Raw genomic sequence first — 25,533 nt, forward strand, 5'->3', positions numbered from 1 at the left:
AATGCGTTGGAATGTGATCGGGGAAGCGCATTGGCTTGGGTGATACCCAGTAGCCAATGCTTTGCGGTGGTTGATGTAGAGAAGGGACTTGGAAGGTTTTGACTGTTTTTGTGAACAGCAGCCAAATTTAATCTGCGATGGAAGTGTCTATATCTAGTGTGAAAGCACTAGCGCACTGTGGCTCGATATTCAGTTGGCATTTACCGACACCATTTTCGACGCGTAAGGTGAGTGGAGAAAGACGATTCATAGCGTCTTTTAAGATGTACTCGCCATCGCGCAGTTCGAGTTTTTTGATCAGCTCAGATGGCATGACCAACTCTATGTTTTGAGGTTGTTCTCCCCTTAATCGTGCGACTGCCAAAATCAATTGCTGACTCGAATAGCGAGCAAAGCAGAATGACTCTTCCCCCAAGGCTTGTTGATTACTTGGATACAGGTCAAAGTAACCTCCCATTTTGGCTGGCGAGGTCAAAGCTAAGTTGAGTAAGCGTTGATAATAGGCTCTTACTTCTTTCTGTTGTTGCGATAACAAGCCCCCGTCGAACTTGCCATGATTCATCCACTTTTGGTGTTCTGGGACACCGATGTAATCAAAGATGGAGGTACGACTTGGTTGCCCAAAGCCTGCGTTCTCTCTTCCTGCTTCTCCCACTTCTTGTCCGAAATACACCATGGTTGGTGAGGTGCTAAGTAGGGTAGAAATCAACATAGCGGGCAAGCCGTTCTCTGCACTGCCCGCAAACTCAGGTGAGGCGAGACGCTGCTCATCGTGGTTATCAAGAAAGTGCAGCATGTGGTGTTCAATATCCATCATGCTTTCTTGAATCTCACTGATTTTGCTCACATGCCGTTTGCTGTGCATCACGTCTTTGAGGCAATCATAGAGGTCAACTTTGTCGTACAGATAATCCATCTTGCCGAGATGAATGTAGTCGCGATACAGGTGCGGTTGATACACCTCTGCCATCAAAAACGCCTCTGGATTGACCGCTTTGATGCTGGAATTCATAAAGCTCCAAAACTCGACAGGCACCATTTCCGCCATGTCATAACGGAAGCCATCGACGCCTTTGTCTATCCAGTAAAGCGCTATGTCGCGGAACTTATACCAAGAGTTTGGCAGCGTTTTGTCTTGCCAGAATTGCAAATGCTCAGCATGGGATTTGTTTGCGTAATCGGCTGGCAGTTCTGGGAAATCTTTGCTGCCGTCTGGGCGCACGCCGTAATTGATTTTGGCGGTTTCATACCAATCATCAAATTGCGGTTGAGCAAGCCTAGAGCCGTTGCCGGTCCATTTGGCGGGAAACTCTTCAAAGGCAGGCAATTTTTCAAAGTTAGAAAGGTTCCTAATCAGCGTCGGGTCACCTAGCGGGGAAAATTGCTCAGGAATGTTAGGTAACTCAAACGCTTGATTAGGAACGTAATAGAAATTGTTGTCACGATGGTACTCAACGCTCGTATCGTCATCGGCACCAAAATCTCGTACACCGACAGGGTTGTTCAAACCTTGGTAACGTCTGGCAACGTGGTTTGGCACAATATCGATAATGACCTTCATGTTGTGCGCATGCGTACGCTCGATAAGGGCTTCAAACTCTTCTAATCGATGTGCTGGATCATCCGCCAAATCGGGATTCACGGAGTAATAATCTTTCACCGCATAAGGCGAGCCTGCACGTCCTTTCACCACCGCTGGATGGTCGTTCTCAATGCCAATGGCACTATAATCGCGGATCACCGCATGGTGTGGTACTCCGGTGTACCAAATATGCGTAATGCCAAGCTGTTGAATGGCAGTGAGCGCCTTGTCGTTAAAGTCACTGAACTTACCGACGCCGTTTTGCTCAATGGTGCCCCAAGGTTGATTGGTGGTGTTGGTGTTGCCAAATAGTCGGGTGAAAACTTGATAAACGTTCGCTGCGGAATTCATAGATATTTAAGGGAGCTCGTGGCTCCCATATCCTCCAAAATTTATTTCAGTTTGACTGCGAAAGACTCGTAAGGTGCGAGAGTTATCGTCGCTGCAATCGCACAAGGCGTCGCATAGTTACTGATTAAGCACTCTACCTGATCGGCTTGATATTGGGTTGGGACTTGTAAGGTTTGCTCGTGCTCTGAGAAGTTACTCACGATAAACAACTGTTCACCTTGGTATTCGCGCACGTAGCCAAACACGTGTTGATGCTCTTGCCATACTGGAGTGAAGCTTCCGTAGACGATGGTTTCATGACGTTTACGCAGCTCAATGAGCTTCTTGTAGTGGTAGAAGATCGAGTTCGAATCGTTAAGCGCCGCTTCCACATTAATCTGTGGGTAGTTCGGGTTGACCGCAATCCAAGGTGCTCCGCTGGTAAAGCCCGCGTACTCTGATGCGTTCCAGTGCATTGGTGTACGCGCGTTATCACGACTGTTCTTGTGAATCGCATCCATCATGTGCTCGTGGCTGATACCGGCAGCGGTTTTCACATCGTAGAATTGTCGCGTTTCGATATCGCGGTAATCGCTTAGTTGGTCGAACGCCACGTTGGTCATGCCAATCTCTTCGCCTTGATAGATGTATGGCGTGCCTTTCAAAAAGTGCAGCGTTGTTGCTAGCATCTTGGCTGACTCGACTCGATAGGCTTTGTCATTGCCAAACTTCGACACTGCACGAGGCAAATCGTGGTTGTTCCAAAATAGGGAGTTCCAACCCGTGTCTTGCAGCTCGACTTGCCACTTGGTTAGCACGTCTTTGAATTCTTTAAGGTCGAGCGGAATCGGCTGCCATTTGTCGCCACCTTGCCAGGTTAGGGTAATGTGTTCAAATTGGAACACCATCGACAGCTCATGACGCTCTGGCGCGCTGTACAGCTTAGCGATCTCAGGCGTTGCCCCCCAAGTTTCACCGACCGTTAATACATCTTTGCCACCGAAGGTTTCTTTGTTCATTTGTTGCAGCAGCGGGTGCAGGCGATCGCCATTGCCCGTGATACCTTTGTCGACTTCTTTTCCTATCAGATCAATCACATCCAATCGGAAACCGCCGATGCCTTTTTCAATCCACCAGTTCATCATCTTGAATACTTCTTGATGAACTTTCGGGTTCTCCCAGTTCAAATCTGGCTGGCGTTTTGAAAAGAGGTGGAAGTAGTACTGCTCGGTTTTCTCGTCCCATTGCCAAGCATCGCCACCAAAAATCGATTCGATGTTATTTGGTAGATTGCCTTCTGAGTCTGCATCACGCCAGATGTAGTAATCGCGGTACGGGCTATCCTTAGATTCACGCGCAGAAACGAACCAAGGGTGCTCATCCGAAGTGTGGTTAACCACCAAATCCATAACGATTTTGATATCACGCTCGCCAGCTTCTTTGAATAGCTGTTCCATGTCTTCCATGGTGCCGAACTCACGTGCGATGGCTTGATAGTCTGAAATGTCGTAACCGTTGTCATCCATTGGCGATTGGTAAACAGGAGAGAGCCAAATCACGTTGATGCCAAGGTTTTTCAAGTAATCCAGTTTGCTGATGACACCTTTTAGATCACCGATGCCATCATTGTTGGAGTCGTAAAAACTGCGTGGGTAAATCTGATAAACGACTGCATTATGCCACCACGTTTTTTCCATGTTGTTTGTGCCTTTTCAATCAAAAATCTAAGACAAAATATAGTGGCTTTTCCCCGCTAGTAGAAATTGAACTTTTTGCTTATGATATAGGAAAAATTGATACCTAAATGAGTGGGCGATGATGAATCGAGTGAATCGATATTTTCTGACCGTAGCCAGAACCGGAAACATCAAGAAGGCGTCTGAGCTGCTGCATGTAACACAACCAACCCTGACAACGGCGATCAAGAAGCTAGAAAGCGATATGGGTGTATCGCTATTAATACGTCGTTCTAAAGGCGTAGAGCTGACAGAATACGGGCAAGTGTTTCTCCGTTATGTCGAGGAACAGCAAGAAAAACATCTCGATTTGATGCACAAAATTCAAGACATGCATCAAAGGGAACATGGCAAACTGAAGATCGGTGTTGGTGAAGCGTGGTGGGAGCTTTTTGTGCGACATGGGATCACCAAATACCAAGAAGCGCATCCTCATAGCTCACTCTATATTGAATTTGGCAACAACCTTTCTTTGATGCAGCACCTGATTCAAGGTGATATAGATTTATTTATTGGTCACGAAATCGGCGGATTGAAAGATCTTATGCCGGTGGTGTTCAGACCGCTGTTCCAAGATCAAGAGTCTTTCTTTGTTCATCGAGACCACCCTCTACTTAATGACAAAATGTTTTTGGAATCACCATCCGAGGCGATGTCTGCTTATCCACTGATCCGCGTAACGCCGGGGCATTCTCGATACAGCTCAGTGCTCAACAACGCATTCGAGTACGATCAAATCTTCAACCAATCCAATGAAACTGCACCTGTGGTTTATGAAGTCGGTTCGCTACTTGCTAGCTTGGATTTGCTCGAAACGACCAATGCTATTATGCCTTACAGCGATAAGATGAACGGTTGGATGGAGAAAAACGGCGTGAAGTGTTTGCACACAGATACCAGTAAAATCGGTAACGTCGGTATCTATCACAAACGCCAGTTAGATAACGACAAAGCTCAGTTCCTTATTAATGAAATCCTGACCATGACGACAGAGATTTAGTAAGGTCTTACATACCCTCATAGTAAGCACGAATCGATTCTAAAGAGATAATTTTATGACCAACAACATAAGTTTCAGAGCCTTCCTACCAAGTGATAAAGAGGATTGTCTGCGCATCTTCGATGAAAACTGCCCTGAATATACCCAAGTGACTTCAAGATGCAGGATTCAGAGCGTTGTCATTGATTCGAGAGCAAGGAAAGCAACGCAGTGTAATAGCCGGCTCTTTCCAAGTTGTTTGACGCAGCAATCGGGTCAATGACAGGCTCCCAAAGGGCGAGCTGCCTTGGCTTGTATACTTTGTTGTCGATTCTTGATTTAGACCCACTAAACCTTTAAATCGCCGCCGCGTCTACAAACCAAGTCAGTCTCGCTGAACCTAGCATCTCGAGGTTACTTGGGTATATTTCGCAACTAATGAAAGAGAAGATTACGCGGAGTTTCTTGATAGTGACCCACAAGGTTATGAAGTGTGCTTTCTAAATGGTGAACTCGTTGGTGCTTATGGTTTGAGTGGCAAAACACAGGCATTTCATAGCTTGAACTGGATTTTAATCTCACCAAAAGCGCAAGGCATGAAGATTGGTCATGAGTTTATGAGCCGAGCGATTCACCGAGCTTAGCAGTTGAACATCCCCCAAATCAAAATCGCCGCAAGTCATTTATCTGCGCCGTTTTTTGCCAAATATGGTGCCGTAGAGCTGAACTACATCCCTGATGGTTGGGGTGTCGATATGCACCGTATCGATATGGAATTGAATCTCCAGTCGTAAGCAAATTCGAGCTATGAAAGCGTAGCGTGAGTATTTGGTTAAAACACCTTGCACCATATGGTGCTTTTATTGGTTTTTGTTAGGTTATTGAACTTGGTTATCGAAAGCGTTTTTTGCCTTTCGTCAAACAGATAAGGACAGACAATGCCAACAAAGATCTTAGTGCCTACTTTGGCGCTACTTCTCAGTGCATGCGGTGGCGATGGAGATTCGTCATCACCTGCAGACAGCGGCTCACAATCCCCTGATACACCACCTACAGCCACCACTTTTGCCGAGCAAATGCTTGCTGCAGTTAACGATGCTCGATCTAAAACTCAGCAATGTGGCTCAAGAACTATGCCTCCCGTTGGAGCGCTTACTTGGAGTTACGATTTAGAAAGCGTAGCTTATGGACACTCTAGCGATATGGCAAACAGTGATTTTATGAGCCATACCGGATCAAATGGCAGCACGCTTTCCAGTCGCGTCAATGCCACAGGTTATGCTTGGAGCAGGTTAGGAGAGAATGTCGCGAGAGGGCAACGTTCAATCGATGCGGTAATGAACTCTTGGCTATCGAGTGAAGGGCACTGCCTTAATATCATGAACGCCGACTTCGACCAGATGGGCTCATCCATGGTGGAGAACCAATCGACGAATTATCGCTATTACTGGACCCAAGTCTTCGCCAAGCAGCGTTGATGACGACAAATAGATCAGTCTGGACAACAAACAGATAAAGCCAGTAGAGGAGACTCAACTGGCTTTATTTTTATTTTGGTACAGTTGGTCTAAAAAATTAACAAGATAAGTTTTGATCGATTATTCTTTTTATAGACCGAGTGGTCTTAAAAGATTTGAAATGAATAAGCCGTTTAAATGAAGGGGATCGAATGATGTCTACGAGTAAAACTACGATAAAGAATGCGCATATCAATTGGGATTGTGAGGGTAAGTTCAACTTCACGACTGGGTTTGGTGCAACCAAAGCGGAATCCATGATCGCCAATTACGCAGCGTTTATTGCTCCAGTGATCCTCTACTTTTTTGCATGGCAAACCTTGGAGTGGAGTTGGCTTCAAATTATTGTCGCGTCATTGCTCACGTTAGATATGATTGGAGGTGTTCTGACGAACTCTTTAGGCTCGATGAAGCGATTTCTACATACCGACCAAAAACTTGAGCTGACTTGGATGGGCAAATTGGTAGGCAGCAAATTCTTGTTCCCTGCTATTCACTTTCAATTGTTTGCTGTGCCGTTATGTTTTGATGTCGCTTGGTCTTACGCGTTTTTCTGGTATGCCGTGATGATGGTATCGGTTGTGTTTTTGCACTTCCTGCCGCTTTATTTACAACGTCCGGTTGCGCTACTTGCAGTCATGTTATCCATCATTCTTTCGACATTAGTCCCGGCTCCGACTGGTTTAGAATGGTTAGCACCAATCTTCATTATTAAGTTAGTGCTCTCACACGGTGTTCGAGAAGAGCCTTACCGCCCGTCTCTTTCTCAATAGATACGAGCATCGTCAATTACGCCCCCTTGATAAACGAAACGCCAGCAAGGAATTCCTGCTGGCGTTTTTTATACTTGGTATTAACTCGTTAAGTTACGTAGTTTTGGATCATCGGTAAGGTATTCTACAAATTCGATTTCAAAGCCAGCTGGGTCAACAAAGTAAATGTTCTTACGGTATGGCTCTTTTGCGCCGGGTTGGGCAATTGGATAACCTGCTTCAATCAATCGTTTTGTCACGCCGTCGATGTCATTAGTCACGTAGGCGAAGTGTGCGAGACCAACTTGGTGACCACTTAATTCTCGGTTGTTGCCTTCGCCGTGGTCGCTCATTGCAATGTATTGGTATTCATCGCCAAAGTGCAGCCAGTTTCTCGGCTTTCCACTCCATTCGCCAGTACCTTCATCACGTACATACCAATGCGGAAATGCCGCTTGATAAAACTTCAGCATTTCTGGGATATCCTTTACCACTAAGTTCACATGTTCTAGTTGGATCATTGTGCGCTCCTTTCTTTCATTTCCTAGCCAACGATGAACATGCTAAAACCTCAAGTTAAGTTGAGGTAAAGGGCTTTTTGGAATTTTTGGATTAAATAGGCTATGTGTTTTTGTTTCATTTCAATTGATTGTTTTTTAATGAGATTTATTTATGACACCTGTAGTGAGTAGACTTCTGATTTTGCCGAGGGGAATAGGAAAGGTAGAGGGAAGTAGCTTTTGCCGGCAATAATATTTGATAGATCTGTCTATATTCGTAAAACATGAAATAGCTCACAGAGGGTGGCTAATTTTTGCTCTATCATGTATTACAAGTTTTACGGTAATGAATACAAGAATGATAAAGTCCAAATCAACGTTGGCGATTAACCATATAGTTAGTGACATATTGAAAGAGAAGACGCCCGCAGGGGAGTTTTTAAAAGGCGAAAATGAGTTGGCACTGTCGTTAGGTGTTTCAAGAACTTCTGTTAGAAGTGCGCTACAAACATTGGCGAGTAAGGGGCTCATTACAATCACACCCAAAGTTGGCAGTGTTGCAAATACGCCAGGTAAGTGGAATTGGTTGGATCACGATGTCTTACGTTGGGTGACAGAATATAAAGCTTCTGACACGTTTATTCCTCACTTGCTGGAAGTTCGATTGATGGTTGAACCTAATGCTGCAGCGTTGGCCGCAGTGAACGCGACAGGTGATAATCTTGCATCTTTAGAGCGTAGTTATAACCTTATGGCGCAAGGTTTGGAGAGGAACGACAGAGCACAAATTAACATCGGTGATATCGAATTTCACAAGCAACTTTTAATAGCGACAAAGAACCCATTTTTGATTTCACTAGGGGACGCTTTAACTACTACGATGGAAGTTTCATTCTCTCGTACCTTAGAACAGGATGTAATTCTAAGTAAGCCCGCGTTAGATGACCATTATGAAGTAATGGACGCTGTTAGAATGCGTAAGCCTGAAGAGGCAAGAGATAAAATGCGTGAAATAATCATGGGTGCGATTGCTAAAACAGTTAAAAAGCTCAAAGGGACAGAGTTAATCCGTTAGATAGAGATCAAAAACTCGTCACTTGCTTTAAATCAGATTCAACACTTCAAGGTGTTACTTTTTGCATATAATGCCTTGTATTACAAGAAATGACTTATAGTAACACATGGGGGCGTAATGGATCCGAGTTGGATTGCTGTTGATTGGGGAACGACTAATTTTAGGGCGTTCTTAATGACAGAAAGTGGCGAATGTTTAGATAAAATAGAGCAAGCCAAGGGGCTGCTCTCAGTACCCAAAGCTCAATTTCCGCAAGTATTCGATCTGTTGATCAATCATTGGAATAGTACCTTTGGTTGCTTACCTGTGATTATGGCGGGTATGGTTGGGTCTCAACAGGGGTGGAAAGAAGTCCCCTATGTTCAAGCTCCAGTTTCAGCGAAAGATTTAGCTAATAATACTTATAGCGTTGAACTACTTTCAGGGCATCAAGCCAAAATTGTGTCTGGTGTGAGTTGTATTAATCAATTCGGAAACCCGGAAGTGATGCGAGGAGAAGAAATACAACTTATCGGTCTGAGTGAGACCGTTAAAGGTGACTTTCAAGCGATATTATTTGGTACACATAGTAAAAATTCTAGGTGGGAAAAAGGGAAGATAACATCTTACTCAACGGTTATGACTGGTGAACTATATTCCCTCTTGACTGGGAGTAGTATATTAGGTAAGTCGTTGCCAAAACAATCTTATAATAAAGATGCCTTTATTAAAGGTGTTTCACTTGGTAATAAGTACCCTCTAAATCATGTGCTTTTTAGTGCAAGAACATTTAAGTTGTTTAATGATATAAATGATGAGTTCATACATTCATATATATCGGGGCTTCTTATTGGGCATGAATTAGTTTTATCGAGTAAACAGGATAAACTATATTTAGTTGGTTCAAAGAAACTCGCCTCAAATTATGCGGTGGCCTTGGATTATCTTAAGATTAACTTTGAAGTTATTGATGGTGAAGATTGTTTTCTAAAGGGTATAACTAAAATCTATAGCAATGGTGATAACAATGAATACTAATGAATTAAGAAATAACCCTTGGTTCAAAGAGCTTCCGTTAATCGCAATATTACGAGGTGTGCAACCAAATGAGGTTTTAGATATTGCTAAGGTATTAATTGACAATGGGTTCAGATTTATTGAAGTACCCTTAAATTCACCTGATGCAGTGCTAAGTATCAAAATGTTGGTTGATGTCTATGGTGAACAAGCAATTATTGGTGCAGGTACTGTAACTAACATAGAGAGCTTGATTCCAGTGCTTGAAACCGGAGCAAGATTGATTGTTACGCCAAATATGAATCCAGAAGTTATTCGGGCTGCACGTGCTAAAAACTGCGTTGTTTTTTCTGGAATTCAAACCGCGACAGAAGCATTTACTGCGGTAGATTGTGGCGTAACAGCATTGAAATTCTTTCCCGCAGAACTCATTCAACCTCGTGGTGTAAAAGCAATCAAATCAGTGTTACCTCCTGAAATGATCTGCTGCCCAACAGGTGGTATTGAAGCAGATGCTGAGCAAATGAAGTCGTACGTTGATGTTGGAGTAGACGGATTTGGCTTAGGGTCTGGCTTATATAAGAAGGGTATAAAACCCTCAGACTTAAGCGTGCGTGCAAAAGCGTATCGTGACAGTTGGATGTCCATATAACATACAAAAGCAAAAGGCTACCTTATGAAACTAAGTAAAATTGCTGCTCTAGCCGCTGTACCCCTAATGGCAATGTCACTCCATGTTCAAGCGAAATCGATGCGAATCGGTATTGGAGTACCAGAGTCTCATTTTGAATATGCTGCGATGCAAAAGTTTGAGCAGTACGTAGAAGAAAACACTGATATCTCTGTAACTATATATCCAAGTAACCAGTTGGGTAATGATCAGGAAGCATTGGAGCAAATTAAATTCAATGCGGTTCAAATGAACCTACCATCCCCAGCTGTGCTTGGTAATATCGTCAAAGATTTCAATATATTAACCCTTCCTTTTATCTTTCCAAATGACGAAGTTGCCAATCAGGTGGTAGATGGTGAATGGGGACAAGAGTTGTCATCCAAGTTGGATGCTGCTGGTTACGTAGGCTTAGGATATGGCAACTTTGGTTTCCGCCATGTGACCAATAACGTGCGTCCAATTGAGAGTATCGAAGATATGAATGGTCTCAAGTTGCGCACAATGCAAAACAAAGCGCACTTAGATGCATTCCGTTCGTTGGGTGCAAATCCAACGCCAATGGCATTTTCTGAGTTATTCTCGTCGCTTCAGCAAGGGGTTGTTGACGGTCAGGAAAACCCATATACCAACATTTACTCTCAACGTCTGTACGAAGTGCAGAAATACATCTCAGACACTGGTCATGTATATTCTTGGGTGATATTTGTTGTTGGCAAAAAGTTTTATGACGGTCTCACTGCCGACGAACAACAAGTAATGCAGCAAGCGGCACGAACTGCGATTAACCACATGCGCGTATCTGTAAAAGCGCAAGATGAAAAATCTCTGCAAGGTATGATTGATGCAGGATTAGTTTACACACCGCTTTCGCCCGAAGTAAAAGCCGAAATGCACGAGAGAGTGGCACCAGTAGTTCAAAAATACGCAGATAGGATCAACCCTGAACTATACAAAAAACTAACCGAAGAAGTTTCTAAGCTACAGTAAACTCTTACTAAAAGGGCTGTGCAATGCAGCCCTTGAATATAAAATATGGTGCTGTTATGAATGATAATAAAAATTCATTCTTAGACAATATTGAGGAATATATAAGTACGTTTCTTTTTATTGCGCTAATTATTTTGTGCTTTTTACAAATACTATTCCGATTCGTTTTCAATTTTTCATTATCTTGGACTGAAGAGTTATCCAGATATGTATTTATATCTTTAGTATATTTTTCGGCGAGTTTAGCTGTCGTTCGTGGAGCACACGTTCGTGTCGAAGTCATTGATGGTTTCGTTACAGGTAGAAATAAAAAGATATTGGATTCAATTATTGATCTATCTTTTGCTGGATTTATGGTCTGGGTAGGTTATTACGGTTTGGAACTCTCTGTTGATGCTTTAGCGTTAGAACAAACAACGCCAGCATTAGAGTGGAAAGCTGGGTGGGTATACGCAATTATCCCATTCACTTTTTATTTGATTTCTTTGCGATTAATTCAGCGTGTATATCGAAGAATAACAGGGAAGTTGGATCAAGAATATGCGTTAAGTGAAGCTGAAGAAGCGTTAAAAAACATTAACAATAAGCAAGGAGAAAAATAATGGATGTATTTCTAATTACAATGTTTTTCTTTGTGGTCTTACTTGCTATTGGTATGCCAATTGCCATAAGTATTGGTATGTGTACAGCCTTTGCTTTGCTATTGGCTGACATCCCTATTTCGTTTATTGCCCAAATTGCATTCACCTCTCTAGATTCATTTACTTATCTCGCTATACCAATGTTTATCATGGCTGGCTTTGTGATGGAGAAAGGCGGTCTTTCAAAGCGGATCGTAAACTTTGCCGCGAGCTTAGTTGGTCGAACCGCGGGCGGTTTAGGTATTGTGACCGTTGTTGCTTGTATGTTCTTTGCTGCGATTTCAGGTTCGTCACCGGCGACGGTTGCCGCCATCGGTTCTATGATGGTGCCATCCATGATCGAGAAGGGGTATAACCGCCATTTCGCGGGTGCATTAACCGCTTCTGCTGGTTCTCTGGGCATCTTAATCCCACCTTCGATTCCAATGATAATCTATGCGGTTACAGCAGAAATCTCTATTGGTGACATGTTTTTAGCTGGATTTATTCCAGGAGGCATGATTGGTTTCGGATTGATACTAGCTGTGTACTTGATTGCCAAAAGACGAGGCTATAAAGGTCAAGATGAGGGCTTCTCTCTTTCAAAAGTAAAAGAGACATTTTTAGAGGCGAAGTGGGCTCTATTAACCCCTGTTATCATTTTAGGTGGCATTTACTCTGGTATTTTTACTGCGACTGAAGCTGCGTGTATTACAGTGATTTACACCTTAATCGTTAGTTTCTTTATTCACAAAGAGATGACGGTCAAAGACCTGATTCCAACAGTATCTCGTGCAGCCTTAACGACAGGATGTGTGATTATAATTCTGGGCTTTGCTACTGCGTTTGCTCGTTATCTTACCATTAGCATGATCCCTCAGATGATCGGTGAAGCAATATTAGAAGTGACGGATAGCCCAACACTTATTCTGTTGATATTTGTCGCGCTGATTATGTTTACTGGTCTATTTATCGAAACCGCCGCGCAAATTCTAATTTATACGCCTTTGTTTTTACCTATCTTGGTTGAGTTAGGGGTGAGTCCATTCCACTTCGGCATCATCTTGATTGTCGGTACTGAGTTGGCGTTGATTACACCACCAGTAGGAGTGAACTTGTTTGTGGCTAAAGGGATTACTGGGTCGTCAATGGTTCAACTTACCCGCGCAGTTATTCCTTTTTTAATCAGTATGTTGCTTGTGCAGATAGCTCTAGTGTTTATGCCTGGCGTTGTTACTTTCCTACCAGAATTATTTAAGTAAGGCTGAATTATGAAAATTATTGGCTACGAAAAGTTCATTGTTGCTCCACGCTGGGGTTTTTTAAAAATCATTACTGATGAAGGTATTGTGGGGTGGGGAGAACCATGTTTAGAAGGTCGAACCCATACAGTTCATACTTGTGTTGATGAGTTGATGGAATATCTGATTGGTAAAGACCCACGTGATATCGAACTTCATTGGAACTACTTGTATCGTTCGACTTTTTATCGTGGTGGTGCAGTCATGATGAGTGCATTGTCAGGTATTGATCAAGCTCTGTGGGATATCAAGGGTAAGGCGTTAGGTGTGCCTGTATATCAATTGCTGGGTGGTAAATGTCGGGACAAAATTCAAACCTATTCATGGATTGGCGGTGACCGACCTGATGATGTGGTACGCATGGCAAAAGAGCGTAAAGAGTTAGGTTTTAACGCGATTAAAATGAATGGTACCGAAGAGCTCAATTACATCGATGAATTTAGCAAAGTAGACGCTCTATTAGATCGTGTTCAAGGACTACGTGATGCAATGGGTAAAGACTTTGGTATTGGGATTGATTTTCATGGTCGTGTACATAAATCAATGGCGAAAATCATGATGAAAGAGCTTGAACCAATGCGACCTATGTTTGTTGAAGAGCCTGTACTAGCTGAGCATTTTGACTGTATTCACGAGATTGCTCAATATGGCGCTATTCCTATTGCTACAGGCGAGCGTCTCCACTCTCGTTGGGACTTCAAACAATTATTAGAGCGTGGTGGTGTCGACATTATCCAACCTGATGTTTGCCACTGTGGCGGTTTGACGGAACTAAAGAAAATTGCATCAATGGCAGAGACTTATGATGTTGCACTCGCTCCTCATTGCCCTTTAGGAGCGATTGCGCTGGCTTCATCAGTTCACATTGATACGACATGCCAAAACGCTATTATTCAAGAGCAGAGTATCGGTATCCACTATAACAAAGGCAATGATGTACTGGACTACGTCAAGAACAAGGAAGTCTTCGACTTCGAAGAGGGCTACTGCCTCAATCTAGAGCAACCAGGGTTAGGCATCGAGATTGATGAAGATTTTATGCGTGAGCAGCATGAAAAAGCTCTGACTTTACCTAAATGGCGTAACCCACATTGGACCCATAAAGATGGCTCGTTTGCGGAGTGGTGATTATGAGTAAATGTGGAAGTTGTGGTTCATGCGGTGGTGGGGCTTGTCCCCCTCACCACAATGAAATCTTAAAAGAAGATGACGGCGCGTTGAAGCGTGCACTGTATAAATCAATGGGACACACGGATAGTGCACTGCGTAAGCCCATTGTTGCAGTGGTAAACAGCTATACCAACGCGACTGCGGGTCACGCAAACCTTGATGTGGTCGGCGCGGAAGTGATTCGAGGTATTGAAGAGGCGGGGGGCACCGCAATGACCTTTGGCACTATTGCTCCGTGTGATGGTATTGCAGAAGGTCATATAGGCATGCGTTATATTCTCGCAGGGCGCGAGGTGATCACAGCATCTATTGAAATCATGGTTAGAGCACATAATTTTGATGCGATGGTGCTACTTGGGTCATGTGACAAAATCGTTCCTGCTATGTTGATGGCAGCTGCGAGGCTCGATATTCCAGCCATTTTGGTTAATGGCGGTCCAATGTACCCCGCTGAATATGAGGGTAAACACTGGGATGGCAACATAGTCACAGAAGCTATTGGCTGGAAAAATAAAGGACAGATCGATGAGCACGAGTTTCGCAAGATTGAGGATCTCGCAGAGCCCACGATAGGCTCTTGTACAATGTATGGTACCGCTAACACCATGTGTTGTTTGTCAGAGTCATTAGGTATGACGTTACCCCAAACCTCGACCATCCCTGCTATTCATCCCGAAAGGCTTCAGGTTGGGTACGAAAGTGGAATGCGCATTGTAGAAATGATCTCGGAAGGTCTGACAGCGCGAAAAATCATTACCAAACAAGGGATAAATAATGCAATCACTACATTGCTAGCTACAGGCGGCTCGACCAACGCCATCATTCACTTACAAGCAATACATTACGAAGCTGGCTTGGGGGAGTTGGCACTGGACACGTTCGATCAAATGAGTCGAAAAGTGCCTTTATTGGCGTCCATCTATCCTGCATCTGAGTACGATATGGTGGATTTCTTTGAAGCTGGTGGGGTTGCTGCGGTGGAAAAAGAGTTAGCGCCGTTGCTAGAGCTTGATGCAATGACAGTTGCAGGTAGTAAGGGAGAGTGTCTAGATAAAGTGTTCAACAGCACAAATCGAGACCTCATCCGTCCGTTAGATGATCCGTTTATGCTGGAATCTGGCGTAGGGGTATTGAAAGGAAACTTATCACCTTTAGGTTCGGTAGCTAAACCTGCGGCAGTGCCTAAATCTATGTTCCACTTCAGAGGTAAAGCCATGGTGTTTGATTCTGAGCAAGAGACGATAGATGCCATTTTACAAGGGGACATTAAAGCTGGCACGGTTGTTGTCATCCGCTATGAGGGAACGACAGGAGGTGCAGGGCTTCCGGAGATGTATAAACCGATGAAATTGCTGGAAGGTATGGGGCTTTCAGAAAGCTGTGCTTTAATCACAGACGGTCGTTTTTCTGGCTCAAATCGTGGTCTTTTTGTCGGTCACGTTTCACCTGAAGCTTATGATGGTGGGTTGATTGGATTGGTTGAAAATGGAGACGAAATCACTATTGATTTGACCACGCGTGAGATCACCTTGGAATTGAATGAAGAAGTCATTTCAGCGAGGCGAGTGGCCTGGAAGAGGGTACATAAAGAAGTACCAAAAGGATTTTTGGGTTTATACCGAGAACGGGTGTCATCTGCAGCCCATGGAGCGATTTTAAAATGACCTTGACTGTCTTAAAGCATTCTAAGCCTTTTCCTTTGAAGCCTTTCGATATTTTTGGTGTTAACCCAATTATTGCTATGCCGTTCGATAACAACGGCAATGTTGATATTGAGAGCTTCAAACGCTTGGTTAAACACTTAATCCAAACGGGATGTGAAGGCTTAACTTTGTTTGGCATTGCGAGTGAGTTCTATAAGTTAAATCAAGATGAGAAACGAGAGCTTTCCCATTGGTTTCAAGAGATTACCGCAACCTCTCAGGTATTCAGTTGTGTTTCAATCACAGAGCATGCAACTGAGCTTGCGGTAAAGCAGGCAATAGAGTACCAAAAACAAGGTTTTAATAGTTTGATGCTATTGCCGCCGTTTTTCTTGAATCCTAGCAATGAGCAGATCATCGAACATATTCAAAGTGTGTTAAGCGCTGTTGAGATTCCCGTTCTTATTCAGTATGCCCCCACTGAAACTGGGTTGCCGATAACCCCAGAAGAAATGAAGGCGATTACTGAAGGTTACCCAAACGCTGTATTTAAAATCGAATGCAACCCACCAGTTATTTATTCACAGCAGTTGCTTAACCTCTTACCTGAAGCGGTGATCATGAACGGTTACGCTGGTTTATATATGTTAGACATGCTTGAAATCGGTGGTAAAGGAGTAATGCCCGGTTGTTCATTCAGTGAGATTTATACAGAACTCTATCGGCTTTGGCGAGACGGAGAGACGCAAAGAGCCCAAGAATTACATGTTATTTTGTTGAAATACATCAGCAAATGGATGACTCATTGCGAGTACATCATTGCTGTGGAAAAAGAAATATTGAAGAGACGAGGGATTATCTCAGATAGTTATTGCCGTAAGCCTAATTATCAATTGAACAAGCTAGATTATAGAGATATTGAAGATTTCTTGAGCCAATTTGAGCCAGTTCTAAAAATCCCCAAAACCAAAAAAAGCCAGCAGTAGTAGCTGCTGGCAAAGTCTTTGGGCTTCTAGGTTTTTGCTTTTATTTCTTGCCACTCCGTTCTACACAGTGCCCCGATTGGCCTTCTGGGGAAGAAAACACAGCACTGTGCGCTTTGTGTCCAAGAAATTTGGAGATTAGCCTTGCTTACGGATTAGGTAGTCAAATGCGCCTAAGCTTGCTTTTGCACCTTCACCCATCGCAATGATGATCTGTTTGTAAGGAACGGTTGTTGCGTCACCCGCTGCGAACACACCTTCTAGGCTAGTATCGCCACGGCTGCCGACTTCGATTTCGCCGCGCTCAGATAGGGCTACTTCTGAATCTTTTAGCCATTCTGTGTTTGGTACTAGACCGATTTGAACAAAGATACCTGACAGTTCAATCTCTTTGATTTCATCAGTGTTGCGGTCTTTGTACTTCAAGCTTGTTACGCGAGTACCGTCGCCCACTACTTCTGTTGTTTGCGCCATCGTGATGATGTCTACGTTTGGTAGTGAGTTCGCTTTGTCGATAAGCACTTGGTCTGCGCGAAGTACGTCTGCGAATTCAAGAACCGTTACGTGTTCGACGATACCAGCAAGGTCGATAGCTGCTTCGATGCCTGAGTTACCACCACCGATAACTGCAGTTTTCTTGCCTTTGAACAGTGGGCCGTCACAGTGCGGGCAGTACGCGACACCTTTGTTGCGGTACTCTTGCTCACCCGGAACGTTCATTTCACGCCAGCGTGCGCCAGGGCTTAGGATGACACTCTTACTCTTCAGCGTTGCGCCGCTTTCAAGTTGGATGTGAATCAAACCGTCTTCTGTGTGTGCTGCGCCCATTAGCTTCTCAGCTTGTTGCTCAGTCACAACGTCTACATCGTATTCTTTTAGGTGTTCTGCTAGGTCAGTTGCCAGTTTTGGACCTTCAGTGCGTTTTACCGAAATGAAGTTCTCAATTGCCATGGTGTCCATCACCTGACCACCAAAGCGCTTAGCGACAACGCCAGTGCGAATACCTTTACGAGCAGCGTATAGAGCAGCTGCGCTACCACCAGGACCACCGCCGACAACAAGTACGTCGTATGGGTCTTTTTCGCTTAGTGCTTTCGCCGCTTTCTCGCTTGCTCCGTCATCCACTTTGTTTAGGATTTCAGTTAGAGACATACGACCTTGACCGAATAGCTCGCCGTTCACGAATACACTTGGTACTGCCATGATGTCGCGTTGTTTCACTTCATCTTGGAATAAACCACCGTCGATCATGGTTGCTTTTACTTTCGGGTTGATCGCCGCCATCATGTTGAACGCTTGAACCACGTCCGGACAGTTTTGGCACGACAGTGAAATGAAGATTTCTACGTCTAGATCTTTGTCTAGTGCTGCGATTTGCTCAATCACTTCTGGTTCTAGTTTGATTGGGTGACCGCCAGAGTGAAGCAGTGCCAATACTAGAGAGGTAAATTCGTGACCCATTGGCAAGCCTGCAAAGCGTAGTGCTGTGCCTTTAGCTGGGTTAGTTACCGCCATCACTGGTTTACGTGCGCTTGCGTTGTCGTCACGTTCAACAGTGATTAGGTCGCTCATCTCTGCGATTTGGTTCGCTAGAGACAAAATGTCATTCGATGCTTTGCTTTCATCTAGACTAACCACTAAACGAACTTCTTCTTTTACATTAGCCAGATATTGTTTGAGTTGTTGTTGGATCGCTTGGTCTAACATAGTTGTTACTACCTTAATTAAAACTAAAAAGTGGTTACTGTAGATAAAACCTGAGGGGGAGAGAGCAAATCAGGCAGAAGGTCGTCAAGGTATCTAACCTGAAGTGCTCTCTAATTCAGTACTAATCAGAAAAAGGAAATCGGGAACTGATTAGAACTTAAATTTCAGTGGCTTAGATTTTGCCAACTAGGTCTAGTGATGGAGCTAGTGTCTCTTCACCTTCTTTCCATTTAGCTGGGCAAACTTCGCCTGGGTGTGCTGCTACGTATTGAGCTGCTTTCACTTTGCGTAGTAGGTCTTCTGCGTCACGACCGATACCTTCAGCAGTGATTTCCATTGCTTGGATAGTACCTTCTGGGTCGATTAGGAACGTAGCGCGGTCTGCAAGACCTTGACCTTCACGCATCACACCGAAGTTGTTTGTGATGTTGCCTGTTTGGTCGCCAAGCATGTAGTACTGAATCTTACCGATTGTGTCTGAGCTGTCGTGCCATGCTTTGTGAGTGAAGTGTGTGTCAGTTGATACTGAGTAAACTTCTACGCCACGTTTTTGTAGCTCTTCGTAGTGGTCTGCTAGGTCGCCCAGTTCTGTTGGACATACAAACGTAAAGTCTGCTGGGTAGAAGAAGAATACTGCCCATTTACCTAGAACGTCTTGTTCTGTTACTTCAACGAATTCGCCGTTTTTGTACGCTGTAGCTGCAAATGGTTTGATTTGAGTATTAATCATAATTTACTTTCCTTTGAATGTTTTAAGCTGAGCTGTTGTTGCTTTCGGAAAGTATATTCTCATCGGAGTGTGTTTAAGGAAAATCGCTTGTAACTATCCTATTGATAGCCATTTCCTATTTCACTTGATAGGCATATCCGATGTAGGTGAGTTTGCTTTGATAGGTTTTATTGAAGATGAATGCAGAGCGATAATAGATAATGTTGATTGAGAAGGACGATGAGGGAGGATGGAGGTATAACGTGTGATTCCCGCTTAAAAAGGCGCGATAAGCCGCGCCTTCTCATATTATGCAAACGGAATTATTTGCGGTTGTGACAGTGGTACTCACCAGTTTTACTGTTTGTATGACAGCCATTTGCATCGGTGCCTCCAGAATGGGCAAACGCCGCAGAAACCATACCGAAACTAACAAGAAGAACGAATACTGCCTTTTTCATTTAATACTCCGAAATGTATGCCCAAACTTGAGCGCGCGGAGTTTTACATAAATGCTACTAGTTGAATATGATTTCAATCAACCTTTAACGTCTCATCGACCACTTATTTCGTCAGTGGGCAAGATTTCAAAGGATTAGCTCAGATTGTCGAGCACTTTGCCACACAGCTTCTTCAGCATGATCATTTCATCCAGCTCTAATGTGATTTTACACATCATGGCGTTTGGCACTGCCTTGGCTTGTTCTCTGAGAGCAAGACCTTGCTCGGTGAGGTTGAGTACGCGGACGCGCTCATCGGTTTCACTGCGACCACGCTCTACATAGCCTTTTGCTTCTAAGCGTTTAAGCAGCGGTGTGAGTGTGCCTGAGTCCAAATGCAGTTGTGACCCCAATTCTTTCACACTGGCACCGTCTTTCTCCCATAGCACCATCATCACTAAGTACTGCGAATAAGTCAGATCAAGCTCGTCCAGCAACGGGCGGTAAGCTCGGATCACTGCATTTGCTGCGCTGTAGAGCGGGAAGCAAACTTGGTTTTCGAGTAAGAGTTTATCGTCGTCGGTCATGGTGTTGTCGGTGTAACACTGGCTCATTGGCGTTGCCTACCTGCTCATAGAAAAAGAGAGTCATAAAATAAATTGTGCACAATATAGTTGCAAACGATCTTTACTTCGATCTAAGATTGTGAGCAATTAAATTGTGCGCAACTTAAATTAAGAAGGATACTCGCATGACTACTCTATACAAAACTCAAGCTACCGCTTTGGCTGGTCGTAATGGTCAAGTAAAAACAGATGACGGTCTTCTCGATCTAGAGCTGTCATACCCGAAGGAAATGGGCGGCACAGGCGCAGCAACTAACCCAGAACAGCTGTTCGCAGCGGGCTATTCGGCATGTTTTTCTAACGCGATTCTGCACGTAGCACGTGAAGGTAAAGTAGACCTGAAAAGCGCACCCGTAACAGCGGAAGTAGGTATCGGTCCGAACGACAACGGCGGCTTCGCACTAACAGTGAGCCTAGCGGTAGAGCTAGATATGCCACAAGAACAAGCGCTAGAGCTAACGCGCATTGCGCACCAAGTTTGCCCATACTCAAACGCAGTTCGTGGCAACATTGATGTAGCAGTAACGGTAAACGGCGAAGCGATTTAAGCGGGTCTTACCACGGTACAAAGACAAAAAAGCCTGCAAGTACGCAGGCTTTTTTTGATTGGTATGAAGCGAGAAAACTTAACGCGACTCTAGTGGGTAAGAGCGGTAGCTCCACATGCCGTAAGTACGCAGTGCATCGCGATAAATACCAAGTAGTTCGCCATCGCTGGCTTTGGCTAAGTCTTTAAGCGGTTTGTCTGGGTAACTTACGGTGTCGAAAGTGATGCCTTGTGGACCAGTTTGCCAGCTTGCGATTTCAAATAGCGTTTGACCACGGCGCACGTGGCTCGCTGAGCTGATGATGGTCGCGTGCTTGATGTTGTGACGTGCCAATGCGTAGCTGCTGAATAGGGCGTTACCTACCGTGCTGGTGGCATAGTTTTCTTCAATGATGCGATCTTTGCTGATTCCTTTTTCAATCAGCCAATCCGCCATTAACTTGCCTTCGGTTTTGTGGTTCTTTGGTACGCCGCCCGTCAATACGATCAACGCGTCTGGGTTTGCTTTTGCCATGGCTAGCGTGGTTTCCAAACGCTCAACCAAGATTTGGTGCATTGAACCATCCGGATTCAGTGCGTATCCCAGTGTGACGATCGCCCCCTTGTCATTTAGTTTGCCTTTGTCGGCTTTCTCTTTTAGTGGCGTTGCAAGCACGCGGTCTACAGTGTCGAAGATGCGTTGGATGTCTGCCGCTTTACCAGCATTGAGCTTCGTGAGCGTCGCCATGTGTTTCGCTGATTCCGCTTGGTTGCCCTCAAAGCGTTGCCATACCGCTAAGTAAGCGTGCAAGTCCACATCGTCTGGTGCGACCGAAAGGGCTTGTTCGAACAGTTCAATCGCGCGGTCTGCATTCTTGTTGTAGATCTGTGCGTTTGCCGCAGAAATCAGCAGGTCAGTACGGTATGGCTCAAGTTTGTAGGCTTCTAGTAAGCGGTCGGTAACAATCTCCATGTTGCTCGGCATTTTGGCGGTAAAACCAGCGTGCGAGATACGCGCAGGGGATTTGAATGCCTTTACCGCGTCGTTGAGCAGTTGGTCGACAACCTGACGCTTGGTGACGATCTGTGAATAGTCGGCTGAAGATTGGATAGCAGCATCGTTTGCTGCAATGGAGTATGGAGCAGCCGTTAGCGCAATCACGCTACCAAGAGCAATAGCAAGTAAGTTCTTCTTCATGAAATGTCCTAGAGGTGCTGTAGTACCTAGTTTTTATCGTGCCTAACGTTGTTGTAGGTCGAACGAGTTCGATGGATTTTTTCAGTCTAGGTTCGCTTCATGAATAAACTGTGAAATGAATCCCAACTCAGCCGAACGAAGGGATTCATGTGGTTAAAACGCGAAGTAGGATCACGAAAAACGTTGCCCACCGGCTGTTGTGTTAAACGGTTGGATTTAAAGACAATCGCGAGTTGGTTGCTCTCTTCATATGTGAACAGCACTCGACCAGCCATCCATTACGATGTGCGGCGTTGTATGCGCCTCGACAGCAGCGAAGCCAATCTTTCTTGGTCGAGAAGTAAGAGGCGCTGCCCTTACAGATTTTCAGTGTCCATTTGGCGCGAGCAGAGCGCATATGCTGGCAACACTTTTTCATCCATCCATTACGGTGTGCTGCGAAGTAAGCGCCACTGCAGCCTTCTTGCCATGCGGTTCGAGTCTTGAATTCAGAAGCACTTTTGATGCAGGCGTCGAGTGTCCATTTCTTTTGCGTTCTCGGCGCACCCATGTGAGCGCAGCAGTGCTCCAACCAACCTCGGTTTCGTGCCGCTTGATACGCACTTTTGCACGCGCTGATCCACTCGGTCCGGGTCCGAAACGCTCGAGCGCTTTTGAGGCACGCCGCGAAGTCCCATTTCAGTTCGATGGGCTTCATGTGAGTGCAGCATTCGTCTAGCCAACCATTACGATTTGCTGCGTTATAAGCACCGCTGCAACCGCGTTGCCAATCAGAACGGGTATTGTACTTCTTGGCATTTTTCGCGCAGTTTTCAAAGGTCCATTTTTTACCTGTACGAGAGGGAAGCATGTGAGCGCAGCAATCTTCTACCCAGCCATTTTTACGAGCTGCATGGTAGGCGCTTTTGCACGCTTGGTTCCACTCAGAGCGGGTTTTATATCGAGCGGCGCTGCGTACGCATTTTTCGTAGGTCCACTTAACGCCAACGCGTTGCATGTGGGCACAGCATTGGTCTAGCCAACCATTCCGATAAGCAGCACTGTAAGCCGCTTTACTCCCTTCGCTCCATGCGGTGCGAGTTTTGTATTGTGCTGCGCTTTGTTTGCACAGTTCGAGATTCCATTTCCCCCGTTTTTTGGGTAGGTCCATAAGATTCATAAGCGCACCTCTTCGAACGTATTCAGAATAAGGTTGAAAAGCCGTTTCCCTAAATGATGCCCTACCACGCTTTCTATGAAGCTTGCTCTCGGCGGTAGGTGTGGGTATATGTACGGATTTTTAAGGCTTTGAGGTCAATTTAAGAGAGAAGTATCGGTGGGAAAAACAAACCCCGCAGCTAGGCGGGGTTTGATATTGAGCTTAGAAACGAGTATTACGCCAGTTTAAATGTCGCTACTTTCGAGTTGAGGTCTTCAGCTTGTGATTTCAGCTCAGAAGATTGGTTCATGGATTCTTCTGCACCAATCACCAAGTGATCGGTCACGTCTTTGATGGACGTAACATTCTGCGTGATCTCGTTGGTCACGTGCGTTTGCTCTTCTGCTGCTGTAGCGATTTGTGTCGCCATGTCGCTGATCAATGCAACCGCTGAATTGATTTCATCCAACGCTTGCGAAGCACGGTCGGCATCTTCTACCGAACCCATCGCCAGTTCTGAACTGCGTTCCATCAGGGTCACCGCGCGTTGAGTGGTGCGTTGCAGCGTTTCAATGGTGGATTTGATCTCTTCTGTTGAAGTATGTGTACGTTGCGATAGTACGCGAACTTCATCAGCCACGACCGCAAATCCACGACCTTGTTCACCAGCGCGCGCCGCTTCGATTGCCGCGTTCAACGCAAGTAGGTTGGTTTGCTCAGCAATATCACGGATGGTTGACAGCACGGTATTGATGTCTTGTGCGTGCTGGTTTAGCTCACTAATAACACCACTTGCTTGGTTCACTTCAGAAGACAAGTTGTTGATCGAGTCTTTCGTGTTTACCACAAGTGAGTGACCGTTTTGTGTGCTTACTGATGAATCTTGCGCTACTTTCGCTGTTTGTTCAGCGTGAGAGGCGATCTCTTGAGTTGCAGACGCCATTTCTGTCACTGCCGTTGCCACAAGCGTGATTTCTTGTTGCTGGTGGTTTAGCTCATCAACCGATTGGTTTGCACGCTTAGTGCTTAGCTCAGACTGTTGGTTTAGGTCTTCGGCTTGATGACGAATATGACCGATAAGCTGCTGAAGGCTCGCTACGAACTGGTTGAAGTTCTCTGCTAGTTCACCTACCTCATCGCGGTTTTCTACTTTGATGCGTTGAGTTAAGTCACCACTGCCGTTAGCGATTTGCGAAAGTGCATGAGAGACGTTGTAAAGCGGGCGGAACAGGATGTTACACAGCAAGTTAAACAACGCCACACAGATGACCACAACGATAGCCGTAGCGATAATTTGTCCCCAAACGGCATCGTAAAGTGGTGCGACAAGTGAATCACTATCCAGAACGGTTACTGTGGTTAGCTTGGTGCCGTCGATGGCTTTTGCGTGAACCAAAAAGTCTTTACCATGGATAGACACAGTACGATCCTGACCAGATCTTGCTGCTGCAACGATGTCATTGTTGCTCAAACCAAGTTTACTCACAGGTTGATTAAGCAGTTTGCTGTTGTTGTGAGTGAAGATGTTGCCTTGGTCGTTCGCAATGAACATGTAGCCTTCGCCCGGTAAAATTACTTGGTTTAGGCTGTTTAGGATATCACCGATTTCTACGTCAGCACCTAATACTGAGGTTTGACCATGAAGCTGTATCGCTTTACCCAAAGACACCACGTTTGCGCCTGTTGCGGCGGCAACTGTTGGGTTATCCATAAAGACTTTGGATGGATTAGCAATGGCGTTGGTATACCAACCCCATTTGCGTGGATCATCGTTACCTGGCGGTAGAACAACGCCGTTTGCGTTATCTTGCGAACCGTCTGGGTAAGCTAAGAAGACGTTATCAAACTTGGCAGAATCGCGAACTTGTTTTAGGTGCGTCACGATTGCCGATTTTTTAGCGTCTTGCGATAGTGAAGTCAGTGCTCGTTCTTTGGATAGAATCCAGTCACTTACATATTGGTTGTAAGATGCGCTTGTGCTTTCTAAACGCTGTGCAACTTCAACGTCAAGTCGTTGCAAAGAGTCACGGAAAGACAGCCCCTCTACCAACACTCCCCCGAGGATGATGGCAGCGCTGGCAGAGATCGCCAGCTTGTTCTTCAAAGATAAGTTCTTAAACATATAGATATGATTGGCTCTTATTATTTATAAAAATTTGTATTTCGCGCCGATATTATATTTTAGTGTTCAAAATAAATACCGATCTGTGTCGCGTATTTGATTCATACTCATGCTAATGCACACATTTTGTTCAAATTGTTTTGCTTTTTTGCGCTAACTTGTTTATTAGCAAACCGTTATTTACATCTTTGTAAATGATTCTTGTTTTTATAAAGTGTGATCA

The 25,533-nt window shown here is 44.8% G+C and carries 24 protein-coding genes and 1 pseudogene; 15 read left to right on the forward strand and 10 right to left on the reverse strand.

What is annotated here, in order from left to right:
- Window positions 1–127 precede the first annotated feature (127 nt).
- Together J4N44_RS17415 and J4N44_RS17420 are read right to left on the reverse strand one after the other, a co-directional pair.
- Window positions 128–1,933 (reverse strand): alpha-amylase family protein, encoded by a 1,806-nt coding sequence (locus J4N44_RS17415; protein WP_252045521.1) that lies wholly within the window; start codon window positions 1,931–1,933, stop codon window positions 128–130.
- Window positions 1,934–1,974: 41 nt separating this feature from the next.
- Window positions 1,975–3,609 carry a glycoside hydrolase family 13 protein gene (locus J4N44_RS17420; RefSeq protein ID WP_050939206.1) on the reverse strand — a complete coding sequence of 545 codons (1,635 nt, stop codon included), beginning with the start codon at window positions 3,607–3,609 and terminating at the stop codon, window positions 1,975–1,977.
- Window positions 3,610–3,727: 118 nt separating this feature from the next.
- Here J4N44_RS17420 and J4N44_RS17425 point away from each other — a divergent pair, with 118 nt between their 5' ends.
- The 5 genes and pseudogenes from J4N44_RS17425 to J4N44_RS17445 all read left to right on the forward strand — a co-directional run bounded on the left by J4N44_RS17425 (window position 3,728) and on the right by J4N44_RS17445 (window position 6,917).
- Window positions 3,728–4,648: a LysR family transcriptional regulator gene (locus J4N44_RS17425; RefSeq protein ID WP_009695866.1), complete on the forward strand. Its 921-nt coding sequence runs from the start codon at window positions 3,728–3,730 to the stop codon at window positions 4,646–4,648.
- Between the two features lie 467 nt (window positions 4,649–5,115).
- Window positions 5,116–5,271: pseudogene (locus J4N44_RS17430) on the forward strand (GNAT family N-acetyltransferase); the annotation flags it as partial.
- Between the two features lie 3 nt (window positions 5,272–5,274).
- Window positions 5,275–5,421: a hypothetical protein gene (locus J4N44_RS17435; protein ID WP_252045522.1), complete on the forward strand. Its 147-nt coding sequence runs from the start codon at window positions 5,275–5,277 to the stop codon at window positions 5,419–5,421.
- Window positions 5,422–5,565: 144 nt separating this feature from the next.
- Window positions 5,566–6,105 carry a CAP domain-containing protein gene (locus J4N44_RS17440; protein WP_252045523.1) on the forward strand — a complete coding sequence of 180 codons (540 nt, stop codon included), beginning with the start codon at window positions 5,566–5,568 and terminating at the stop codon, window positions 6,103–6,105.
- 194 nt (window positions 6,106–6,299) lie between these two features.
- A complete protein-coding gene (locus J4N44_RS17445; RefSeq protein ID WP_005450025.1) occupies window positions 6,300–6,917 on the forward strand; it encodes a hypothetical protein in 618 nt (205 codons plus the stop codon).
- Between the two features lie 80 nt (window positions 6,918–6,997).
- Here the strand turns inward: J4N44_RS17445 and J4N44_RS17450 are convergent, their stop codons facing one another.
- Window positions 6,998–7,417, reverse strand: a complete 420-nt coding sequence (locus tag J4N44_RS17450; RefSeq protein ID WP_009695869.1) for a VOC family protein — start codon at window positions 7,415–7,417, stop codon at window positions 6,998–7,000.
- 337 nt (window positions 7,418–7,754) lie between these two features.
- On the opposite strand from J4N44_RS17450, the gene J4N44_RS17455 reads away from it, so the two are divergent.
- From J4N44_RS17455 to J4N44_RS17495, 9 genes are all read left to right on the forward strand, one after another.
- Window positions 7,755–8,471, forward strand: a complete 717-nt coding sequence (locus J4N44_RS17455; RefSeq protein WP_252045524.1) for a FadR/GntR family transcriptional regulator — start codon at window positions 7,755–7,757, stop codon at window positions 8,469–8,471.
- A gap of 117 nt (window positions 8,472–8,588) precedes the next feature.
- Window positions 8,589–9,488 (forward strand): 2-dehydro-3-deoxygalactonokinase, encoded by a 900-nt coding sequence (locus J4N44_RS17460; protein WP_050925013.1) that lies wholly within the window; start codon window positions 8,589–8,591, stop codon window positions 9,486–9,488.
- Window positions 9,478–10,119, forward strand: a complete 642-nt coding sequence (locus tag J4N44_RS17465; RefSeq protein WP_050925014.1) for a 2-dehydro-3-deoxy-6-phosphogalactonate aldolase — start codon at window positions 9,478–9,480, stop codon at window positions 10,117–10,119. The genes J4N44_RS17460 and J4N44_RS17465 overlap by 11 nt, the downstream gene beginning before the upstream one ends.
- Before the next feature lie 24 nt (window positions 10,120–10,143).
- A complete protein-coding gene (locus J4N44_RS17470) occupies window positions 10,144–11,127 on the forward strand; it encodes a TRAP transporter substrate-binding protein (protein ID WP_053049248.1) in 984 nt (327 codons plus the stop codon).
- 56 nt (window positions 11,128–11,183) lie between these two features.
- Window positions 11,184–11,729, forward strand: a complete 546-nt coding sequence (locus tag J4N44_RS17475) for a TRAP transporter small permease (protein ID WP_053049255.1) — start codon at window positions 11,184–11,186, stop codon at window positions 11,727–11,729.
- Entirely contained in the window at window positions 11,729–13,009 is a 1,281-nt protein-coding gene (locus J4N44_RS17480; RefSeq protein WP_053049249.1) for a TRAP transporter large permease, read from the forward strand. Before J4N44_RS17475 ends, J4N44_RS17480 begins: the two co-directional genes overlap by 1 nt.
- Before the next feature lie 9 nt (window positions 13,010–13,018).
- Window positions 13,019–14,176: a galactonate dehydratase gene (dgoD, locus tag J4N44_RS17485; protein WP_053049250.1), complete on the forward strand. Its 1,158-nt coding sequence runs from the start codon at window positions 13,019–13,021 to the stop codon at window positions 14,174–14,176.
- Between the two features lie 2 nt (window positions 14,177–14,178).
- Window positions 14,179–15,882, forward strand: a complete 1,704-nt coding sequence (gene ilvD, locus J4N44_RS17490) for a dihydroxy-acid dehydratase (RefSeq protein WP_050925986.1) — start codon at window positions 14,179–14,181, stop codon at window positions 15,880–15,882.
- Entirely contained in the window at window positions 15,879–16,847 is a 969-nt protein-coding gene (locus J4N44_RS17495) for a dihydrodipicolinate synthase family protein (protein ID WP_050925985.1), read from the forward strand. Before ilvD ends, J4N44_RS17495 begins: the two co-directional genes overlap by 4 nt.
- A gap of 135 nt (window positions 16,848–16,982) precedes the next feature.
- Here J4N44_RS17495 and ahpF read toward each other — a convergent pair whose 3' ends face one another.
- The 4 genes from ahpF to ohrR all read right to left on the reverse strand — a co-directional run bounded on the left by ahpF (window position 16,983) and on the right by ohrR (window position 20,314).
- The gene (gene ahpF, locus J4N44_RS17500) at window positions 16,983–18,551 is read right to left on the reverse strand and encodes an alkyl hydroperoxide reductase subunit F (RefSeq protein WP_005374617.1); all 1,569 of its coding nucleotides are present in this window, start codon (window positions 18,549–18,551) and stop codon (window positions 16,983–16,985) included.
- Between the two features lie 172 nt (window positions 18,552–18,723).
- Entirely contained in the window at window positions 18,724–19,281 is a 558-nt protein-coding gene (gene ahpC, locus J4N44_RS17505; protein WP_005374632.1) for an alkyl hydroperoxide reductase subunit C, read from the reverse strand.
- A gap of 302 nt (window positions 19,282–19,583) precedes the next feature.
- Complete coding sequence (locus J4N44_RS17510) at window positions 19,584–19,721, reverse strand: YHYH domain-containing protein (RefSeq protein WP_005449646.1); 138 nt, start codon at window positions 19,719–19,721, stop codon at window positions 19,584–19,586.
- Window positions 19,722–19,855: 134 nt separating this feature from the next.
- The gene (gene ohrR / locus J4N44_RS17515; RefSeq protein ID WP_005449645.1) at window positions 19,856–20,314 is read right to left on the reverse strand and encodes a transcriptional regulator OhrR; all 459 of its coding nucleotides are present in this window, start codon (window positions 20,312–20,314) and stop codon (window positions 19,856–19,858) included.
- Between the two features lie 137 nt (window positions 20,315–20,451).
- Here ohrR and ohr point away from each other — a divergent pair, with 137 nt between their 5' ends.
- A complete protein-coding gene (gene ohr / locus J4N44_RS17520; protein WP_005449644.1) occupies window positions 20,452–20,874 on the forward strand; it encodes an organic hydroperoxide reductase Ohr in 423 nt (140 codons plus the stop codon).
- A 78-nt stretch (window positions 20,875–20,952) separates the two neighbouring features.
- Here the strand turns inward: ohr and J4N44_RS17525 are convergent, their stop codons facing one another.
- The 3 genes from J4N44_RS17525 to J4N44_RS17535 form a co-directional block, all read right to left on the reverse strand.
- A complete protein-coding gene (locus J4N44_RS17525) occupies window positions 20,953–22,050 on the reverse strand; it encodes a YdcF family protein (protein WP_045485846.1) in 1,098 nt (365 codons plus the stop codon).
- Window positions 22,051–22,252: 202 nt separating this feature from the next.
- Window positions 22,253–23,209, reverse strand: coding sequence for a hypothetical protein (locus tag J4N44_RS17530; protein ID WP_252045525.1), 957 nt, complete (start codon window positions 23,207–23,209; stop codon window positions 22,253–22,255).
- A 214-nt stretch (window positions 23,210–23,423) separates the two neighbouring features.
- Window positions 23,424–25,310, reverse strand: coding sequence for a methyl-accepting chemotaxis protein (locus J4N44_RS17535; RefSeq protein WP_252045526.1), 1,887 nt, complete (start codon window positions 25,308–25,310; stop codon window positions 23,424–23,426).
- Window positions 25,311–25,533: the final 223 nt, after the last annotated feature.

The organism is Vibrio sp. SCSIO 43155, assembly GCF_023716605.1.
GTDB lineage: Bacteria > Pseudomonadota > Gammaproteobacteria > Enterobacterales > Vibrionaceae > Vibrio > Vibrio harveyi.

Coding starts and splice junctions, on each gene's coding strand:
- J4N44_RS17450 (WP_009695869.1), bottom strand. CDS start 7,417: ATGATCCAACTAGAACATGTGAACTTAGTGGTAAAGGATATCCCAGAA.
- J4N44_RS17510 (WP_005449646.1), bottom strand. CDS start 19,721: ATGAAAAAGGCAGTATTCGTTCTTCTTGTTAGTTTCGGTATGGTTTCT.
- J4N44_RS17530 (WP_252045525.1), bottom strand. CDS start 23,209: ATGAATCTTATGGACCTACCCAAAAAACGGGGGAAATGGAATCTCGAA.
- J4N44_RS17525 (WP_045485846.1), bottom strand. CDS start 22,050: ATGAAGAAGAACTTACTTGCTATTGCTCTTGGTAGCGTGATTGCGCTA.
- J4N44_RS17475 (WP_053049255.1), top strand. CDS start 11,184: ATGAATGATAATAAAAATTCATTCTTAGACAATATTGAGGAATATATA.
- J4N44_RS17425 (WP_009695866.1), top strand. CDS start 3,728: ATGATGAATCGAGTGAATCGATATTTTCTGACCGTAGCCAGAACCGGA.
- J4N44_RS17455 (WP_252045524.1), top strand. CDS start 7,755: ATGATAAAGTCCAAATCAACGTTGGCGATTAACCATATAGTTAGTGAC.
- J4N44_RS17480 (WP_053049249.1), top strand. CDS start 11,729: ATGGATGTATTTCTAATTACAATGTTTTTCTTTGTGGTCTTACTTGCT.
- ohrR (WP_005449645.1), bottom strand. CDS start 20,314: ATGAGCCAGTGTTACACCGACAACACCATGACCGACGACGATAAACTC.
- J4N44_RS17465 (WP_050925014.1), top strand. CDS start 9,478: ATGAATACTAATGAATTAAGAAATAACCCTTGGTTCAAAGAGCTTCCG.
- ahpC (WP_005374632.1), bottom strand. CDS start 19,281: ATGATTAATACTCAAATCAAACCATTTGCAGCTACAGCGTACAAAAAC.
- ahpF (WP_005374617.1), bottom strand. CDS start 18,551: ATGTTAGACCAAGCGATCCAACAACAACTCAAACAATATCTGGCTAAT.
- ilvD (WP_050925986.1), top strand. CDS start 14,179: ATGAGTAAATGTGGAAGTTGTGGTTCATGCGGTGGTGGGGCTTGTCCC.
- J4N44_RS17535 (WP_252045526.1), bottom strand. CDS start 25,310: ATGTTTAAGAACTTATCTTTGAAGAACAAGCTGGCGATCTCTGCCAGC.
- J4N44_RS17470 (WP_053049248.1), top strand. CDS start 10,144: ATGAAACTAAGTAAAATTGCTGCTCTAGCCGCTGTACCCCTAATGGCA.
- J4N44_RS17445 (WP_005450025.1), top strand. CDS start 6,300: ATGTCTACGAGTAAAACTACGATAAAGAATGCGCATATCAATTGGGAT.
- J4N44_RS17440 (WP_252045523.1), top strand. CDS start 5,566: ATGCCAACAAAGATCTTAGTGCCTACTTTGGCGCTACTTCTCAGTGCA.
- dgoD (WP_053049250.1), top strand. CDS start 13,019: ATGAAAATTATTGGCTACGAAAAGTTCATTGTTGCTCCACGCTGGGGT.
- ohr (WP_005449644.1), top strand. CDS start 20,452: ATGACTACTCTATACAAAACTCAAGCTACCGCTTTGGCTGGTCGTAAT.
- J4N44_RS17495 (WP_050925985.1), top strand. CDS start 15,879: ATGACCTTGACTGTCTTAAAGCATTCTAAGCCTTTTCCTTTGAAGCCT.
- J4N44_RS17420 (WP_050939206.1), bottom strand. CDS start 3,609: ATGGAAAAAACGTGGTGGCATAATGCAGTCGTTTATCAGATTTACCCA.
- J4N44_RS17460 (WP_050925013.1), top strand. CDS start 8,589: ATGGATCCGAGTTGGATTGCTGTTGATTGGGGAACGACTAATTTTAGG.
- J4N44_RS17415 (WP_252045521.1), bottom strand. CDS start 1,933: ATGAATTCCGCAGCGAACGTTTATCAAGTTTTCACCCGACTATTTGGC.